Source organism: Crocosphaera sp. UHCC 0190 (assembly GCF_034932065.1).
Taxonomy (GTDB): domain Bacteria; phylum Cyanobacteriota; class Cyanobacteriia; order Cyanobacteriales; family Microcystaceae; genus UHCC-0190.
This window is the reverse complement of sequence record NZ_JAYGHP010000012.1, coordinates 1-17,527: the sequence shown is the minus strand read 5'-3', so window position 1 is coordinate 17,527 and position 17,527 is coordinate 1. Positions and strand designations below refer to the sequence as shown.

The 17,527-nt window shown below is 39.1% G+C and carries 18 protein-coding genes; 12 read left to right on the top strand and 6 right to left on the bottom strand.

What is annotated here, in order from left to right:
- The first annotated feature begins 106 nt into the window (after window positions 1-106).
- The 3 genes from VB715_RS16155 (at window position 107) to argJ (ending at window position 4,711) form a co-directional block, all read left to right on the top strand.
- Window positions 107-2,347 carry an MASE1 domain-containing protein gene (locus VB715_RS16155; protein WP_323302246.1) on the top strand — a complete coding sequence of 747 codons (2,241 nt, stop codon included), beginning with the start codon at window positions 107-109 and terminating at the stop codon, window positions 2,345-2,347.
- A 191-nt stretch (window positions 2,348-2,538) separates the two neighbouring features.
- The gene (locus tag VB715_RS16150; protein WP_323302245.1) at window positions 2,539-3,339 is read left to right on the top strand and encodes a YwqG family protein; all 801 of its coding nucleotides are present in this window, start codon (window positions 2,539-2,541) and stop codon (window positions 3,337-3,339) included.
- 127 nt (window positions 3,340-3,466) lie between these two features.
- The gene (gene argJ / locus VB715_RS16145) at window positions 3,467-4,711 is read left to right on the top strand and encodes a bifunctional ornithine acetyltransferase/N-acetylglutamate synthase (protein WP_323302244.1); all 1,245 of its coding nucleotides are present in this window, start codon (window positions 3,467-3,469) and stop codon (window positions 4,709-4,711) included.
- Here the strand turns inward: argJ and VB715_RS16140 are convergent.
- Together VB715_RS16140 and VB715_RS16135 are read right to left on the bottom strand one after the other, a co-directional pair.
- Window positions 4,704-4,856, bottom strand: a complete 153-nt coding sequence (locus VB715_RS16140; protein WP_323302243.1) for a hypothetical protein — start codon at window positions 4,854-4,856, stop codon at window positions 4,704-4,706. The genes argJ and VB715_RS16140 overlap by 8 nt on opposite strands.
- Before the next feature lie 131 nt (window positions 4,857-4,987).
- Window positions 4,988-6,487, bottom strand: a complete 1,500-nt coding sequence (locus tag VB715_RS16135; RefSeq protein ID WP_323302242.1) for an NAD(P)/FAD-dependent oxidoreductase — start codon at window positions 6,485-6,487, stop codon at window positions 4,988-4,990.
- Window positions 6,488-6,534: 47 nt separating this feature from the next.
- On the opposite strand from VB715_RS16135, the gene VB715_RS16130 reads away from it, so the two are divergent.
- Window positions 6,535-7,995: a DASH family cryptochrome gene (locus VB715_RS16130; protein WP_323302241.1), complete on the top strand. Its 1,461-nt coding sequence runs from the start codon at window positions 6,535-6,537 to the stop codon at window positions 7,993-7,995.
- A 39-nt stretch (window positions 7,996-8,034) separates the two neighbouring features.
- Window positions 8,035-8,472: a Bdr protein gene (locus tag VB715_RS16125; RefSeq protein ID WP_323302240.1), complete on the top strand. Its 438-nt coding sequence runs from the start codon at window positions 8,035-8,037 to the stop codon at window positions 8,470-8,472.
- Here VB715_RS16125 and VB715_RS16120 read toward each other — a convergent pair.
- The 3 genes from VB715_RS16120 to VB715_RS16110 form a co-directional block, all read right to left on the bottom strand.
- On the bottom strand, window positions 8,466-9,887 hold the full coding sequence (locus VB715_RS16120) for an LCP family protein (protein WP_323302239.1): 1,422 nt from the start codon (window positions 9,885-9,887) through the stop codon (window positions 8,466-8,468). The genes VB715_RS16125 and VB715_RS16120 overlap by 7 nt on opposite strands.
- A gap of 268 nt (window positions 9,888-10,155) precedes the next feature.
- Complete coding sequence (locus tag VB715_RS16115; RefSeq protein WP_323302238.1) at window positions 10,156-10,356, bottom strand: hypothetical protein; 201 nt, start codon at window positions 10,354-10,356, stop codon at window positions 10,156-10,158.
- Window positions 10,337-10,498: a DUF433 domain-containing protein gene (locus tag VB715_RS16110; RefSeq protein WP_323302345.1), complete on the bottom strand. Its 162-nt coding sequence runs from the start codon at window positions 10,496-10,498 to the stop codon at window positions 10,337-10,339. The genes VB715_RS16115 and VB715_RS16110 overlap by 20 nt, the downstream gene beginning before the upstream one ends.
- A gap of 168 nt (window positions 10,499-10,666) precedes the next feature.
- Between VB715_RS16110 and VB715_RS16105 the strand changes: the two genes are divergently transcribed.
- The 7 genes from VB715_RS16105 (at window position 10,667) to clpB (ending at window position 16,991) form a co-directional block, all read left to right on the top strand.
- Window positions 10,667-10,822 carry a hypothetical protein gene (locus tag VB715_RS16105; protein WP_323302237.1) on the top strand — a complete coding sequence of 52 codons (156 nt, stop codon included), beginning with the start codon at window positions 10,667-10,669 and terminating at the stop codon, window positions 10,820-10,822.
- 180 nt (window positions 10,823-11,002) lie between these two features.
- Entirely contained in the window at window positions 11,003-11,185 is a 183-nt protein-coding gene (locus tag VB715_RS16100) for a hypothetical protein (RefSeq protein WP_323302236.1), read from the top strand.
- Window positions 11,121-11,579, top strand: a complete 459-nt coding sequence (locus VB715_RS16095; RefSeq protein ID WP_323302235.1) for a PEP-CTERM sorting domain-containing protein — start codon at window positions 11,121-11,123, stop codon at window positions 11,577-11,579. Before VB715_RS16100 ends, VB715_RS16095 begins: the two co-directional genes overlap by 65 nt.
- An 18-nt stretch (window positions 11,580-11,597) precedes the next feature.
- Window positions 11,598-11,690 carry an element excision factor XisH family protein gene (locus tag VB715_RS16090; RefSeq protein ID WP_323302344.1) on the top strand — a complete coding sequence of 31 codons (93 nt, stop codon included), beginning with the start codon at window positions 11,598-11,600 and terminating at the stop codon, window positions 11,688-11,690.
- 188 nt (window positions 11,691-11,878) lie between these two features.
- Window positions 11,879-13,498 (top strand): tetratricopeptide repeat protein, encoded by a 1,620-nt coding sequence (locus VB715_RS16085; RefSeq protein ID WP_323302234.1) that lies wholly within the window; start codon window positions 11,879-11,881, stop codon window positions 13,496-13,498.
- Complete coding sequence (locus VB715_RS16080) at window positions 13,485-14,111, top strand: sulfotransferase (protein WP_323302233.1); 627 nt, start codon at window positions 13,485-13,487, stop codon at window positions 14,109-14,111. The genes VB715_RS16085 and VB715_RS16080 overlap by 14 nt, the downstream gene beginning before the upstream one ends.
- Before the next feature lie 213 nt (window positions 14,112-14,324).
- Window positions 14,325-16,991 carry an ATP-dependent chaperone ClpB gene (clpB, locus tag VB715_RS16075; RefSeq protein ID WP_323302232.1) on the top strand — a complete coding sequence of 889 codons (2,667 nt, stop codon included), beginning with the start codon at window positions 14,325-14,327 and terminating at the stop codon, window positions 16,989-16,991.
- 69 nt (window positions 16,992-17,060) lie between these two features.
- Here the strand turns inward: clpB and VB715_RS16070 are convergent, their stop codons facing one another.
- Window positions 17,061-17,411, bottom strand: coding sequence for a hypothetical protein (locus VB715_RS16070; protein ID WP_323302231.1), 351 nt, complete (start codon window positions 17,409-17,411; stop codon window positions 17,061-17,063).
- Window positions 17,412-17,527 lie beyond the last annotated feature (116 nt).

Here is a 17,527-nt window from a genome sequence, read left to right as displayed (position 1 = left end):
CAGATCTTCAGAGAATCTCTGAGTTATGCTTAAATTCACCCATCTAGGGGAGGTAAAACAATTCTCAAGTTAGGCACTCTTTAGTTAGAGTGAGATGTTTAATCTTATGACCTTAGACCGTCATCAATTTTCGTCCAAGTGGGTCAACCTCGCTCTTGTTACCCTCGCTTACTGGTGTGGGGGGGGTTTAGCTCAGTGGGGAATGGGACTCGGAGCAGAAGTGTCTCCGTTATGGCTTCCGGCCGGAATTGCCTTAACCGCCCTATTAATCTATGGAGAGGAGATTTGGCTTGGTATTTTTCTCGGCGATGCCCTTTTAATGTTAAGTCTGGGAGCCAGTTTCGGACTAGCCCTCAGTTCGGCCGCAGGGAGTACCCTTGCTGGCTTAATGGGGCTGAAGTTACTGCGCTGGTTTAAGTTTTCTCCCCGCCTCACTAGAATTCAAGATGTAACTGCTTTAATCTTATTGGCAGGAGTGGGAGCCTCTTTGTTCAACGGAACTCTTGATGCAGTCTCTCGGTTGTTGATGGGGTATTTGACTTGGGAAAATCTTGGCCAACAATGGTGGATGTTATGGCTCGGAGATTGTAGCGGAATTTTGGTCATCACCCCTTTTCTCTTGCGTCTACAACTGGCCCATGGGGCTTTATTCCGTCAACACAACCGAGAGCGCATTATAGAAGTAGCCATTTGTAGTAGTCTCTTACTGGGGTTAGGTTGGCTGGTGTTTGACTACCACGGGAAAGCGGCTAATCTCTTAGATGGAGGCTTAAGTAATGCTCAATACTTGGAATATTTACCCTTCCCTATCGTGGTTTGGGCTGCTATTCGTTTCCAAACTTGGGGGGCGGTTTTAGGCAGTCTTTTTGTCTCATTGTTGGCGATCGCTGGAACCAGTCAAGGGGTTGGCCCTTTTGTGATGCAAACGGCTAATTTGCCCCAGGCGACGCTATTATTACAAATGTTTATTATTATTGTCAGTGCAACGGCCTTACTATTATCAGCGGCAGTAGCAGAACGGCAACTGGTTGAAAAACAGTTAAGAGTGACTTTAGAACGCGATCGCCTTTTAGCTGAAGTGGCTTTGCGAATTCGTCAATCTTTGGATTTAGACCAGATTTTTCAAACAACAGTCGAAGAAATCCGTCAATTAATGCACGCTGATCGGGTGTTTATCGCTTCTTGGCAAGATGGGGGACGCATTGAAGTGGTGGCGGAATCAGTATTTTCTGATTACCCTAGTTTATTGGGGGGCAGTGCTAGGGATGATTTATTAACAGATTTACCTTCTTTATTTACTCAGGCGCAAACCTTTATTACTGATGATATTACTCAGTTAAATTTATCATCAGGGGTGGAACAATATATCCAACGTTATCAGATTAAAGCGGCCTTGGTAGTGCCTTTACATCTAGAAGGGAAACCCCTAGGATTATTAGTGGCCCATCAATGTTCAGGAGTACGTCATTGGCAGAAACAAGAAGTAAGATTGTTAGAACAATTGGCCGGTCAAGTGATGATTGCCATGAGTCAAGCACAACTTTATCAACAAGTGCAACAACTCAATTGTAACTTAGAAAAACAAGTAGAAGAACGCACAAGTCAATTACAAGAGAAAATGCAAGAAGTTCAGCAATTACATGAGATGAAAGCCGTTTTTTTACAAGCGGTTTCCCATGATTTACGCACTTCTATTATGGGACTGTTAATGTTATTAAAAAATTTACAACATCGCCCTGGGGAGAGTTTAATGCTCTCCCGTTGTATTTTGGAACGGATGATTAATAGTAGCGATCGCCAATTGGCTTTAATTAATGCCCTATCAGAAGATCATTTTTCAGAACAAAGACAATTAGTGGTACATTGTCAACCCCTATCCTTAAAAGATTTTATTGATAAACTGACTCAAGATTGGGAGCCGTTATTAGGAGAAAATAAAGCGACTTTAACGCCGATGATTTCTGATGATTTACCCCAAATTTATGGCGATGCTGAACAATTACATCAAGTATTCGATCAGCTTTTAGCCAATTCTTTGAAACATAATCCTCCTGGTATTCAGTTAACCATTGAAGCGACGGTTGAGCAAGGAATGATTTGCTGTCGGTTAAGTGATAATGGCATTGGGATGGGACAACAACAATGTGAGCAATTGTTTAAATTGTATCTTCGTAGTTTACATGATAGACGCAGGACAGGAATTGGGTTAGGATCTTACCAATGTCGCCAGATTATTGAAGCTCATGGGGGCCAGATTGGGGTTGATAGTACCCCAGGAAAGGGTTGTCAGTTTTGGTTTACATTACCCATCGCTATAAGTCAACCCTCAGCCGTGGGCTCAAAGTAATAATTAAACAGGAAAAGGAGAGTCGAGAATCAATTTTTCTTTAACAACTGTAGCTTTTAATTAGGTTTATTGTTAGATAAAACCGAGAAGTTAATTAAACCTTAAAAATTCCCTAAAAGAAGTCATGATGTAAAATAATAAACATAACAGTCACCTTAAAGATTAAGATATTTTCTATTCCTTAAGCAATCATGAAACTCCCTAACCAACTAGAACCCCTGAGAAAAGAGCTTGAAGCAACGGTTAAATCTTATCTAAAAATCAAACCTTCTTTTAGTCATGATTTAACCCTATGGGAAAGTAAATTTGGAGGATATCCCTATTTTCCCAAAACCTTAGATTATCCTAAAAATCCTCAAGGACAACCCTTAGTTTTATTAGCTCAAATAAATTTTTCTGATACCTTACTTTTAGAAGGATTTCCCAAAGAAGGAATCCTACAATTTTATATTGATAGTCATCATGATTTATATGGGTTTGATGATGAAGATATGACTAATCAAGCTCATTTTCGGGTACTTTATTTTGATAAAATTGAGTTTGATGAAAGTAAGTTAATTACAGACTTTAGCTTTTTACCAAACATCGACGATTTGGAAACATTTTTGCCTTTTATCGGCAGTTTTTCCTTGATATTTGAACAAAAACATGAACCCATAAGTGGCTGTGATTATCGCTTGGAAAATTTAATTGAAGAGTTTGCTGATGAGTCAAGAGAAGGCTTAGATTTTTGTGACTTAGCAGATGAATATTTAGAATTTTATGATGGAGAAGAACATAAATTAGGAGGTTATCCCTTTTTTACTCAAGATGATCCTAGAATGGACTTGGATGAAGATACAGAACCCTATGAATTATTATTCCAAATGAGGTCGGATGACGAGGCTGATATTATGTGGGGAGATGCAGGAGTTGGTAACTTTTTTATTCAACCTTCTGCCCTAAAAAAGTTAGATTTTAGTCGGGTTATTTATTATTATGATTGTTGCTAAAAAATGTAATAAGAAGTTATTGTGGGAAATGCCCACCGTGCAATTAATTTTGTTTAGGCACTTAAGATATGGAAGGGTCAACCCTTGATACAATCAATTATGGCATTTGCTCCCATAGGTAACAAGTATGACGGACTGGCAAGAGATTACAGGCGGTATTACAGCCCCCAAGGGGTTTAAAGCAGCAGGAATGGCGGCCGGATTAAAACCATCAGGATCGCCGGATTTAGCCTTGATTGTTTCAGAAATAGACGCGATCGCCGCAGGGGTGTTTACCACTTCTCAGGTAAGGGCTGCTTGTGTGGACTATTGTCGTCAACGTCTGCAAAAAAAAGCCAGTGCGAGGGCGATCCTTTGTAATGCCGGTCAAGCAAATGCGGCCACAGGGCAACAAGGATGGAAGGATGCGGTGGAAAGTGCGGAACTTTTGGCCCAAACCCTCAATATATCCCCTGACTCAGTGCTTTTAGCCTCTACAGGAGTGATCGGGCAACGGATCAAGATGGATGCGTTAAAGGCCGGTATTCCCCAGTTAGTAGAACGTCTCTCAGAAGATGGGGGCGCAGCGGCCGCTAAAGCGATTATAACCACAGATTTAGTCCCCAAATCTATCGCCCTAGAAACCATAATGGATGACCGTCCTGTCCGCATTGGAGGCATTGCTAAGGGGTCGGGGATGATTCACCCTAATATGGCTACTATGTTATCCTTTGTCACCTGTGATGCGGCGGTTTCTACCGTGTTGTGGCAACAAATGTTAACCCAAGCGGCTAACCAAAGTTTTAATCAAATTACGGTAGATGGGGATACCAGTACCAATGATAGTTTAATTGCTTTGGCTAATGGTCAATCCCGTACCGCAGCTATTACGGAAATGGGCAGTAAAAATGCTCAAAAATTACAAGCCATGTTAACAGAGGTTTGTCAATATTTGGCTAAGGCGATCGCCAGAGATGGAGAAGGGGCCACCTGTTTAGTGGAAGTGCAAGTATCGGGGGCCCCTGATGATGAGGCCGCGCGACGCATTGCTAAGACTATCGCGGGGTCATCTTTGGTAAAATCAGCCATTTTTGGTCGTGATCCCAACTGGGGAAGAATTGCGGGTGCTGCGGGCCGGGCCGGTGTTACCTTTCATCAAGAAGATCTCCAGATTAAATTGGGGGATTTTATTATGATGGAAAATGGTCAACCCCTACCTTTTGATCGTCAAGCTGCTAGTAATTATATGAAACAAGCGGCGGCCGGTGCTTACCTCAAAGAGGATACCGTATTGATATCAGTTTGTATTGGCAATGGTTCGGGAACTGGCATCGCTTGGGGTTGTGATTTAAGCTACGATTATGTTAAAATCAACGCCGAATATACTACCTAATTTGAGTTGTTTGGCTGGCAATGGTTTGATGATCTATAAAGCTTTGATTAGGGTCGTTGATGACGGCTGCTGTTCCTAAAAGCAGTCTCATCCAAACAAAAACTGTAGCGGCAATAATTGTTAGTTTTAGGGGTCGATAAAGCATAATAGCACTCCTCAGACTAGGCGAGATTCGAGCTATTTCTATTCAAACAAGAGAATTTAATTTGTCACCTCCCCATAACAGATGAAAGTATTTTCATGCTTTTGGGGGAGGTTGTCCTGGTCTAAAAAATCTTAAGAAATGCTATTACAAAAATTTTCAAAATCACGACTATAAACCATTGTTTGATAATCATCCCATTGCTGTTTTGACCACTTTTGATTATTCATTGTTGCTGTTTGCATTTTAACCATAAAAGGACGGCGAATTTCTTCATATTTTGCAAATTCTTTGGTGATTATTGTTTGATTATCTAAATCATTATTTTTAACAATTTTATTGATTAAAGTAGTAACTATTGCAGCATCTTCAAACCCTTGATTTGCTCCTTGTGCAGCAAAAGGTGGCATTCCGTGGGCAGCATCTCCTACTAATATAATACGTCCTTTCGTCCACAAAATTTGGTTTTCAACAGGAATATTTGCAGAATGAATATAATAGGGACGATTAATAATTTTATCAAGTGGAGTTAATCTTATTAGCTGGGCAATACTGTCAGGATAATCTGATTTTTCTACTATTTCAACCAAATATTTAATAATAAATTCATTGGGTTGTTCTTGAACTAATTTTAAATCTAGAGTTCCATGAAATAAAAATCCCATAGAATTATATTGATGACGTATTAAGATAATTCTAGCTTCTATATTTTCTGTGCTTTTACTTTTCTTGGTATCGCTAATAATACTAACAATTTTATTGTCTTTGAGATATTTTTCTGCCAGTTCTTTTATAATTGAATCAGGAACATTGTCAATAGAAAAACAACTAATTCCTGTCCATCCAGAATATTCTGGTTTTGACCATTTTTCTAGTTCTGTATGGGCGTAAATTTGGTTGCGAATTGTTGAATTAATTCCATCAGATCCAATAATAATTTTTGCTTTAATTTTTTGATTTTGTGTGATTTTCTCTACTTGAGTATCCCCTGAATTATTGCTTTTTTTTGCTGATTTTTCTAGGTTCCAATTAGCAAAGGGATTATTCTCAATGCTTGTGTCTGAAGCACAATTAACGGTTATAAAATCAGCATTTTCCTCTATACTAATACAACGATGATTAGCTTTAACTGATTCTGTTGGTAACATTTTTCTGAGGGTTGTTTGTAAATCATACCAACGAATAGAAATTCGACCTTCACCGTATTGCTTAAACCAGTCTTCAAACCTTAAAGGAATGGAACGTATAATCTCTCCTTGTAGATTTCTATTATGCCAAAATCTTGAATTATCTTTCTGATTTTCTTGCTTAGATCCTGAGATATCAAACCTCGCTTCTTTAACTCTATCATAAGCAATAGGATCGAGATATTTAATAGCTTTTAACCCATTAGGTAGCAGATCAATAACTTGTCCGACTTGGCGAAATTCACGGGTTTGATCAATAACTAAAATATTATCAACACCTCGTTTTTTTAGTCCTAAAGCTATCCCCAAACCTACCGGGCCAGCACCAACAATTACAACATCATAAATATGCTCACTTTTACTAGATTCTACTTGATAATTCATGGCTATTTTTAAAAATATTTCAAATATTACTAGATATAATATTATATAATGGATTTTATACACTGTCAAATGTTATCCTAAATTGCAAAAAATACCTTATAACTTTTATTATGTCTAACAAAACTATTTTAATTTGGTATCGTAATGATTTACGAATTCACGATCATGAAGCCTTAGGTCAAGCAATTCAAGAAAAAGCCCTAATTATTCCTTTTTATTGTTTTGATACTAGACAATTTCAAACGACTTCTTGTGGCTTTCCAAAAACAGGCAATTTTCGAGGTAAATTTTTATTGGAAAGTCTTGACAATTTAAAAAAATCTCTACAAAAAGCTGGTAGTGATTTAATTATTAGAAAAGGATATCCTGAAAACATAATCCCGCAATTAGTGAAAGAATTATCTATTGATACTGTTTATTTTCATCAAGAAGTTACCGCAGAAGAAATCAACATAGAAAAAGCTTTGCAGCAAAACTTATCAAGTCTTGGGGTTAAGTTTCAAGGGTTTTGGGGTTCAACCTTATATCATTGGGATAATTTACCATTTAAAGTTGATCAAATTCCTGAACTCTTTACCAATTTTCGTAAAAAAGTAGAAAAAAATTCTACTATAAATCCTACCTTTCCCACACCTAAAACATTACCAAAATTACCTGAAATAGATTTAGGTAAAATTCCAAGTATTGAAGAATTAGGCTTACAAAATTCTATTTTTGATACCAGAAGTGTCTTGAATTTTAAAGGAGGAGAAACTGAAGGTATTAAACGGGTAAATAACTATTTTTGGGATAATAATTGTCTTAAAAATTACAAAGAAACCAGAAATGGAATGTTAGGGACAGACTATTCTTCTAAATTATCTCCTTGGTTAGCAAAGGGTTGTCTGTCCCCTCGTTATATTTACGAAGAAGTACAAAAATATGAAGAAGAAAGAGTTAAAAATAATTCAACTTATTGGCTCATTTTTGAATTACTTTGGCGTGATTATTTCCGGTTTATTTGTGCCAAACATGGTAATAAAATATTTTATCCATCAGGGTTACAAGGATTAGAAATACCTTGGAAAGAAGACTCAGAAAGATTCAGATTATGGCAAGAAGGAAAGACAGGTTATCCTTTAGTTGATGCCAATATGAGAGAATTATCCGCCACAGGATTTATGTCAAACAGAGGTAGACAAAATGTTGCTAGTTTCTTGACTAAAAACTTAGGAATTAATTGGATAATGGGGGCAGAATGGTTTGAGTCATTATTAATTGATTATGATGTTTGTAGTAATTATGGTAACTGGAATTATACGGCAGGAGTAGGTAATGATGCCAGAGGATTTCGCTATTTTAATATTACCAAACAATCAAAAGATTATGATCCTAAAGGTGACTATTTAAAACATTGGTTGCCAGAATTAAAAGCCATTCCAGGAGATAAAATTCATGAACCTTGGCAACTATCCCCAGAAGAACAAAAACGCTATAATGTAATTATTGGGGTTAATTATCCCCGTCCAATTGTAGACTTTTTTACATCAGTCAAGGCTAATGAAAAAGTTTATAATCAGGCTTGTTCCTAAAATCAGACAAATTTTATACCTAAATAGGAATGTCATATCATGAGTCAAACTCCGATAACCGTCACTTACTCTCTAGAAGAAATTTTAGGGCAAATTAACAGTAAATTAGATAAGCTTGATGACAAATTTGAGGATAAATTTGAGCAGCTTGAAAACAAAGTTGAGGCAAAATTTGAGCAGCTTGATGACAAATTTGAAACTAAATTTGAGCAGCTTGAAAACAAATTTGAAACTAAACTAGATAAGCTTGATGAGAAGTTTGATGCAAAATTTGAAATACTTGATGAGAAAGTTGATCACCTCCAAAAAGACGTAATTTCTTTAACAGGGGATGTCAAAACATTAGATGCTAAAGTAGAGGGAATTGGCAAACGCTTAGACACTCAAGAATTTATTAATCGTTCGGTTGTTGTGGGCTTTGTTTTAGCTATTGGGACAGGGGCCGTTAAGTTATTTTTTCCTAATTTTCCTCATTGATAGCGAGTCTTTGTCGAAGTTTCCTTAAAGGGAACTGAAGAACTAGGATATTTTTGCTGCCAGTCTTTCCCTAAAACAATAGTAATATCAGAAGCTAAATTTCCGGTACTTTCTACTAATACTTCACCCATACCTAAATCGGCCCGTAAATTTGCTGCACCCAAATCATCACCATTTTGTGCTAAAATGCGGGTAGTTTGCACAGGTTCTGACCATTGATCGCTAATAAATATCCGACGATAACCAGCCTCTCGTAAATAACGAACCATATTACGAGCTACTTCTGGATCTTCTGTGCTGTTTTGAATGGCAATTCTTAAACGAGTAGCATCCGTTTCTTCAAGCTCTAGATTAGCTTGGCCTTGATCAAAATAGGTAGCTACCATATTTTGAATTTGATTATGGTTAGGCAACCAATAACTAATTTCGTGTCTACCATCTCCACTAAATTGGCCGGGAAGCATCAACATTTGCATATTAGATCGTTTTGTTTGAGAGGCAAAACCCGATAAAGCGACTAATTCCTCGACGCTTAAATTGGTGTCAATATAAGCACTAATAATCGAAAAAATTTCCGGCATTTTTAATAATGTTTGGGGTTTCAATGCCTGTTCAACTAAAGCTCTCATAAACATTTGTTGCCGTTGTACTCGTCCAATATCCCCATATTGATCGTAACGAAAACGTAAAAATTCAACTGCTTTTGTCCCGCCTAAATGTTGTTCCCCTTGCTTCAGATCAATATAAAGATGTTGACTATCATCCTTATATTTCATATCTTTGGGAACATAAACTTTGACCCCTCCCAAAGCATCAATTACTTTCTCAACTCCTTGCACATTGACTCTAACATAACGATCAATGGGAACTCCTTCTAATAATTCGCTAACCACTTCTGCTGTTAATGCAGGGCCACCGTCATAGTTAGCTTCATTAATTTTTTTGATTTTTTCATTAATTTTAGCTTGAGTATCCCTAGGAATTGATAATACTGTTAGCTTTTTGTCAAGGGGATCAAATCTGAGGAGAAGCATGGTATCAGATAACCCTTTAAAGGAGTTAACTAAGGCATGATAACCCACATCTTCTGTGACTTTTTCTTCAAGATCTGAGGTTAAAACTTTTGTCCCCAATACTAATACATTAACGGGGCGATTTAATTCAGGAAGACGTAAACTTTTATAGGCGATCGCATCATCTTGACTAAAGACTTTTGCTTCCTCTGCTGTCAGGGAACCTTGTTTAAGGGGGGTTGCTGACAAAGAAACGGCCAAAAATGCGCCCGTCGCTGCTGAAGCGAAAGAAACGCTTGTTAACCCTAAACCCAGTAACATCCAACTGACACCCTTGGGCTTCTTTTTGGTAGGGGATTTTTTGGGGGAGAGATTTTTAGGATGGCTTTTTTTAACTGACACAGCTTTCCTCACACCTGTAATGTCGTTTTTGTCCCTGGGGATCTCGTCCGAAAACGCTATCTTAAGGGTACTATGGCTTTAACTGGCTTTGGGGTCGGACAATGAACCCTATTCGGCAAATTATGCCATAAGTGGGATAACTTAACTAAACTTTACTGTAACTTATTTTTGAAAAGACGGGGATCGGGGCATGAGGTGATGGGGAATGCAAGTTTAGGGGTAAACGGCCGTTTACCCCTAGGCAACAAGGTTTGAATATTTTAGGCTGTTAATAGTTGATGAATGGCGGTTTCTGTGAGTTTTTCTCGGTCTTAATTGTCTCTAATAAAATAGCAGCAGGTTCATCATTTTCATCCTGGGGAACTAACTTACCCTGTACCGCTAACTGTAAAATTAACTCTCTTAACTTCTGCACTCCATTGGGTGCATCTGCTAATAACTCAAAGTGATTAAAAAAGGTATGCAGCATATTGTAGAGATTGACGAATATCCTCCCCTTCCAAATCAGAATATTCTGTAATAATTTCCTCAAAACTCATGCCATTAGCTATCAAATTAACTACCAAAGAAACAGGTATTCTCATCCCTCGAATACAAGCTGTACCTCCCATAATATTTTTGTTAAACGTACAAGCTTTTTCCGTTTCAAACTCCTCTATTGACTTCTCATAAGTGATTATGCCGAAAATCGTCAATATGTTGACAAAATCAACGGGGGGGGGTAGAATTACACTGTTTATTCGTTATTCTTGCTTCAAAATAAAAACTTAAGGATTATCATGCTCAAAAACCAAGCTTTTCAGAAACTAAGACTCGCCCCCAAAGTAGTCGCTGCCGTTGCTGGTGCAGGGATGGCTTTAGGAATGGCAGCACTCCCCGCTAAAGCGGCAACCGTCGGTTTACCCCTTGCTGTGACTACTGGCAATGCTGTGTGAGGTAGTAGTTTCTCCAGTTACCAAGGAATTAACAACGCCTCGGCCTCCCTAGTTGTTGCTCCAGGTGGCACAACGACAATTGATCCTGCTTATGGAATTGGTGAGGCTGTCCTCATTACTGGGGGTGGCAGTTTTACAGATGCTTTTGATCGCTTTGCGGGGATTCGTGTCAATGGAACTTTGTTCAACCAGCCCAACGCCCAAGTGGATCAGACAACCACTGGAACAGGAACTTTCCTCAATACGATCGCCCCTGTTGATATTGGTGGCATTAATACCAGTCTTGACTATTTCTTTGATGGATCGAGTCCTACTGCACGCATACTGGCAACCTTTACCAATACCACTCAATACCACTGGTAGCAGTCAAGGGGTTGAGGTGTTGTATGGTGGTGAATTAGGTTCTGACAGCAATACTATTATTGAAGCCACCAGTAGTGGGGATGCTGTGTTCCAACAGGCAGATCGCTGGTTTATTAGCTCGGATCAGGGAGCAGAAACCGATCCGATCTTAACCTTTGTGCGCTATGGTATGGGATCAGTACAAGCGGTTTTTGATAGTCTTAGCACTTTGGGGAGTACCAGTCTTTTATCAGGACTTTCTACGACTGAGCAAGGTGAAATCGTTAACTGGGAGCCGGTGGGAACTCAAAGCACCCCTGAACCTTCCACGCTGTTAGGGTTAGGAAGTTTGTTACTTTTGGGCGGTTTATCTAAACGAAAGGGTAAAAATGCAGAAAACAGGGATCAAAAGTAGTTTTCTTGAACTAAAGATATTTTTCACAATGCAGTGAGAAAAGGATTAGAAAGAGAGAATTGGCTGATTACGGATGACCCTTTAAGGATTAAAGGGTTCTTCCTTTATTAAGGTGTAAAATGTTCATACTGTTACCTTTTGGGTTAACGCCGTTAACCCCTACATTATGTGAAAAGTGATTAATTGTAGGGGCGAAAAGCTTTCGCCCTCTTTTAGATGAGTTTTGCTAATCACCACAAATATCGGAGGGCCGTTTTTTTGAGTTTCGATTTATTCAAACCGTCATTAAAATTATTATCATGCTTACCCCTCCCCCTAATCTTCTCTTAGAAAACGGTTTTAATTATTTACGCACAGGTTATCTGATAGAAGCCAATCAGATCGCTGATCAACTCTTAAAGATTAACCCTAACCATGATGGGGCGATTAATTTGGCAGCATTGGTCGCATTGCAACAGGGAGAACCAGAAAAAGCCATTAAACTCTTTATAAGGGCTAAAAAACTCAATCGCAAAGAACCCATTTATCTTTGTAATTTAGGGGCAGCTTATCTACAAAATCATAACCCAAAAGACGCGATCGCCGCCTGTGAAAAAGCCTTAAAATTGCGCCCTGACTACCTCAACGCTTTAATCACCTTGGGAAGTGCTTATTTTACCCTAGAAGACTATAATCAAGCCTTAGACACCTATAATCAAGCTTTAGCGATTGCTCCTAACCATGCCCAACTTTACGCTTACCAAGCCGACGCACTGCGAGAATTAGGGAAAATTCGTCAAGCGATCGCAGCTTATGAACAAGCCTTAACCTTAAGTCCTGATTTACCCTATGCAATGGGGAATTATGGCGTAACTCTACTACAGATTGGCCAACCGGAAAAGGCTTTAGACTATTGCCAAAAAGCAACAGAAAAAGCTCCGAGTAATAGTATTAACTGGATTAACTTAGGGACTCTCTGGCGCACCTTAGAGCAACTAGAAGAAGCAATGGAAGCCTATGACAAAGCTTATGAGCTTAATCCCGAATCAGCGCAACTTTGTACCCTAATTGGTCAAGTTTGGCAAGAAGTGAGTGATTTTCCCCAAGCCAAAATGTGGTATGAACAAGCTTTAGCCCTCGAACCAAAACACATTGACACCCTTTGCGCCTTGGCGAGTACCTTAGTGGAATTAGGCGACTTTACAACTGCCATTATCCGCTATCAAGACCTTCTCCAACAACATCCTGATCATTGCCAAGCTCATCTAGGTTTAAGTCAAGCATTTTGGGAAGATGGCAACGCAGAAGAAGCCATTGAATCTGCACAGCAAGCAGTCACCCTTAAACCCGAAGATACCAGCATTCTTGCCCAATTAGGTAATATTTTAGCTTCTGCTGGAGACGTGGAATCAGCCAATGAAGTCAACCGAGAAGCACTTGAGATCAATCCTAATTGTATTCCTGCCTTAGTCAATCTTGCCCAAAATTTACGAGGCAAATTATCCGAAGAAGACGGGCAAAAAATGGAGCATTTGTTAACAACAAAATGGGTAAAAGACGGGGCTAAAGCTTCTCTGCATTTTGGTCTTGCTCATTACTACGATGGCTGTAAAAATTATGATTTAGCAGCACATCATACGATTAATGCGAATAAACTACACACTATCCATAAACAAGCACGGGGTTGGGACTATGACCCCCAAGAATACCACAATTATATTGATCAAATGATCGCCCATTTTAATCGGGATTTCTTCCAACGCACTCAAGAAATGGGCAATTCTTCTCAAGTTCCTGTTTTCGTCGTCGGAATGCCTCGCAGTGGCACAACCTTAACCGAGCAAATTTTAGCCAGTCATCCCCTTGTCTTTGGTGTAGGAGAACGCAACTTTGCAACTCAAGGCTTTCTTTCATCATTTACCTGCAATGATGGCAACTAATACCATTCCCTCCATTTGGGACTGTCTTTCTCAACTTTCTACCGCCGAAATTCATCCTTTAGCGGATTGGCATTTAGCCCAGTTACAAGCTTTAGCAGAAAAAGCGGGCCTTAATAGCTCTCAATATCAGCGTATTGTCGATAAAATGCCCGATAACTATAGCCTTCTTGGTTGGTTGGTAACAATTTTCCCCAATGCTAAGATTATCCATTGTCGTCGTGATGTGCGTGATGTGGCGGTATCTTGTTGGATAACTCAGTTTAAGGTTTTGCGTTGGGCATTTGATTTGACCCATATTGCTGAAAGGATTAATGAATATGGGCGTATTATGGAGCATTGGCGGCAAAATCTGCCTATTCCCATGTTAGAAATTGACTACGAGGAAACTGTGGCTGATCAAGTGGGACAAACCCGACGACTTTTAGAGTTTATTGGTTTAGAGTGGGATGATGCTTGTTTAAATTTCCATAAAACAGAACGTCTTGTGCGTACTGCTAGTGTTACTCAAGTCAGACAACCCATCTACAAAAGATCCGTTGAACGTTGGCGACGCTATGAAGACACTTTACAACCTTTGTTAGAACGCCTAAATTTTTCCAATTCGTTAGCATAAAGGTGCGTGATTTTCCGCTAAATCGAGCAGACAGATATCCCGTTCACTGAGGCTTTTTTTGTCGAAGTTAGTCATAAACAGCAGTATGAGGGTGTTCCTTATACTTAGGATTCCCAATTTCAAGGAAAAAACCTACTGCTTACTGGTGACTGGTAACATTGATATACTATTCTTGGGAATTGCTATTACATTGAGGGATTTATTTAGCCACTAATGCAACCAACCGATTCTAATAAATTTACCGAACAAGCCTGGGATGCTATCGTAAAATCTCAAGATGTGGCCCGTCGCTTCAAAAATCAAACCCTAGAAGCAGAACACGTCATGCTGGCCCTTCTTGAACAAGAAAAAGGCTTAACTTTGCGGATTTTAGAAAAGGCAAATATTGATATCCCTCGGTTGCAACAGCAAATAGAAGCCTTTACCAATCGACAAGCTAAATTTGTTAGTATTGATCAGTTATATTTGGGCCGTAGTTTAGATGTTATGCTGGATCGGGCTGAAGCTTCCCGTGAAAGTTGGGGCGATAAATATATCTCTGTGGAACATCTTTGGATCGGGTTTGCTGAAGATGATCGCCTTGGACGGCGTTGTTTACGAACCTTTAACCTTGATCCCCAAGACTTGGAACAGGAAATTAAAGCGGTTCGCGGAACCCAAAAAGTGACGGAACCCGATCAAGAAGACCGTTATGAAGCCTTAGAAAAGTATGGCCGAGATCTCACCGAAGCAGCAAAACAAGGTAAGCTAGATCCTGTAATTGGGCGTGATGAGGAGATACGTCGCGTTATTCAGGTTTTATCCCGTCGTTCTAAGAATAATCCTGTATTAATTGGAGAACCAGGGGTCGGTAAAACTGCGATCGCCGAAGGGTTGGCCCAACGTATTATAAATGCTGATGTCCCAGAATCACTGAAAAATCGGCAATTAATCTCCTTAGACATGGGAAGTTTGATCGCAGGGGCCAAATATCGGGGAGAATTTGAAGAACGTCTACGAACCGTCATGCGGGAAGTGACCAACTCGGAAGGTCATATCATCCTCTTTATCGATGAAGTCCATACCGTTGTTGGGGCCGGTTCACGGGAAGGGGGTTCTATGGATGCGGGGAACCTCTTAAAACCTATGTTAGCACGGGGAGAATTGCGCTGTATCGGTGCAACGACCCTGGATGAGTATCGCAAGCATATTGAGAAAGATCCTGCCCTAGAACGGCGTTTTCAGCAGGTATATGTTAAGCAACCTACTGTGGAAGATACCATCTCTATTTTAAGGGGACTGAAAGAACGTTATGAAGTCCATCATGGGGTGAAAATTACGGACTCCGCTTTAGTTGCTGCTGCTAACCTTTCTGATCGTTATATTACTGATCGATTTTTACCGGATAAGGCGATCGATCTTGTTGATGAAGCTGCGGCCAAATTAAAGATGGAAATTACTTCTAAACCTGTGGAATTAGAAGATGTAGATCGTCGTTTGATGCAGCTACAAATGGAAAAACTTTCCTTAGAAGGGGAAGAAAAAAGACAAGGTTTAATGATAGATAAATCTTCTAAAGAAAGGTTAGAAAAAATTGCCCAAGAAATCAAAGAATTAGAAGCTATTCATGAAAGTTTAGGATCACAATGGCAAGCTGAAAAGCAAATGCTAGAAGATATTAATTCCCTCAAAGAAGAAGAAGAACATTTAAGGGTACAAATTGAACAAGCAGAACGGGCCTATGATCTTAATAAAGCGGCCCAATTAAAGTATGGTAAATTAGAAGTATTACAGAGGGAATTAGAAGCAAAAGAAAGCAAATTAATTGATATTCAATCTCAAGGACAAACCCTCCTTAGAGAACAAGTAACCGAGTCAGATATTGCGGAAATTGTAGCAGGATGGTCTGGTATTCCTATTAATCGATTATTAGGGTCAGAACGGCAAAAACTCCTCGAATTAGAAGGTCATTTACATCAACAAGTTATTGGTCAAGAAGAAGCGGTTGCTGCGGTTGCTGCTGCGATACGTCGCGCTAGGGCCGGTATGAAAGACCCCTCTCGTCCCATTGGTTCCTTTTTGTTCATGGGGCCGACAGGAGTGGGAAAAACAGAATTAGCGCGGGCCTTAGCTTCATTCCTCTTTGACTCACCAGATGCCATGATTCGCATAGATATGTCAGAATACATGGAAAAACATGCCGTTTCGCGGTTAATTGGGGCCCCTCCTGGTTATGTGGGTTACGATCAAGGGGGACAATTATCAGAAGCGGTGCGTCGTCGTCCCTATTCTGTTATCCTCTTGGATGAGGTAGAAAAGGCCCATATTGATGTTTTTAACATTTTATTACAAGTGCTTGACGATGGGCGTATTACGGACTCTCAAGGTCGGGTTGTAGATTTTCGTAATTCTATTATTGTCATGACCAGTAATATTGGTAGTGAATATATCTTAAATTTAGCAGGGGATGACGATAATTATGAGGAAATGCAAAAGAAAGTTTTACAAGCATTGCGTAAACATTTCCGTCCTGAATTTTTGAACCGTATTGATGATTTAATTATCTTCCATACCCTCAAGAAAGATCAGTTAAGACGCATTGTTACGTTGCAAATTAAGCGTATTGAACGGTTATTAGAGGAACAAAGTATTAGTTTAGAATTAACTGATGCTGCCCTTGATTATATCGTCAATTCTGGTTATGATCCCGTATATGGGGCCAGACCTTTAAAACGGGCCATTCAACGGAAATTAGAAAATCCTATCGCTACCAAAATATTAGAGATGACTTTTGCTGCTGGAGATACCATTTTAATAGATTGTAAAGAGAATAATTTATTGTTTGATAAGAAGCAAGATGAAGATGTTTCTACGGTAGAGGTTGAGGTAGTTTCCCCTTAAACTTATCCTAGGGTGGGCATTGCCCACCTTACAAGACTCTAAACTATAATTATGAGGAAAATGAACACCCTACTGTTTATTTTTCTTATTTCTTATTTCTTCTTTCCATTGTTTAAGTTGTGTACATTCAGGTTGACCTGTAAACATTTCTCTGGCCCAATGTTCACAATTATAACTAAGTTTATTCCAAACTCTTCGATTGATTTTTCTGGAGGCTTTTATTCTCTCTTCAACATCACTATAAGGAATAGATTTGGGTAAATGTTCTTGAACCAGCCATTCTAATGAATAACGAACTTCATGAATATATCCAAACCCTTTTTCAACGAGACTATTTTGTGCCTTTACGGTTTCTCCAGTAAAGAAATGAGCAACTCTAAATCCTCGACTACTAGCAACCACAATACCATAAGTAGACACACAAAATTAATTACACAGATCAAACAAAATAATATAAACTATAAACTGTAGTTTAAAATCAGAAAGTTTATGCGATTTATTAGAGAATTAAATACAGAAACAAGAAAACTTCTAGA

Bases quoted from the DNA above. Each gene is read 5' to 3' on its own strand.
- VB715_RS16130 (WP_323302241.1), top strand. From the start codon at position 6,535: ATGTCTAACAAAACTATTTTAATTTGGTATCGTAATGATTTACGAATT.
- VB715_RS16115 (WP_323302238.1), bottom strand. From the start codon at position 10,356: ATGCTGCATACCTTTTTTAATCACTTTGAGTTATTAGCAGATGCACCC.
- VB715_RS16140 (WP_323302243.1), bottom strand. From the start codon at position 4,856: ATGCTTTATCGACCCCTAAAACTAACAATTATTGCCGCTACAGTTTTT.
- VB715_RS16155 (WP_323302246.1), top strand. From the start codon at position 107: ATGACCTTAGACCGTCATCAATTTTCGTCCAAGTGGGTCAACCTCGCT.
- VB715_RS16125 (WP_323302240.1), top strand. From the start codon at position 8,035: ATGAGTCAAACTCCGATAACCGTCACTTACTCTCTAGAAGAAATTTTA.
- VB715_RS16110 (WP_323302345.1), bottom strand. From the start codon at position 10,498: ATGGGAGGTACAGCTTGTATTCGAGGGATGAGAATACCTGTTTCTTTG.
- VB715_RS16105 (WP_323302237.1), top strand. From the start codon at position 10,667: ATGCTCAAAAACCAAGCTTTTCAGAAACTAAGACTCGCCCCCAAAGTA.
- clpB (WP_323302232.1), top strand. From the start codon at position 14,325: ATGCAACCAACCGATTCTAATAAATTTACCGAACAAGCCTGGGATGCT.
- argJ (WP_323302244.1), top strand. From the start codon at position 3,467: ATGACGGACTGGCAAGAGATTACAGGCGGTATTACAGCCCCCAAGGGG.
- VB715_RS16150 (WP_323302245.1), top strand. From the start codon at position 2,539: ATGAAACTCCCTAACCAACTAGAACCCCTGAGAAAAGAGCTTGAAGCA.
- VB715_RS16080 (WP_323302233.1), top strand. From the start codon at position 13,485: ATGATGGCAACTAATACCATTCCCTCCATTTGGGACTGTCTTTCTCAA.
- VB715_RS16085 (WP_323302234.1), top strand. From the start codon at position 11,879: ATGCTTACCCCTCCCCCTAATCTTCTCTTAGAAAACGGTTTTAATTAT.
- VB715_RS16095 (WP_323302235.1), top strand. From the start codon at position 11,121: ATGGATCGAGTCCTACTGCACGCATACTGGCAACCTTTACCAATACCA.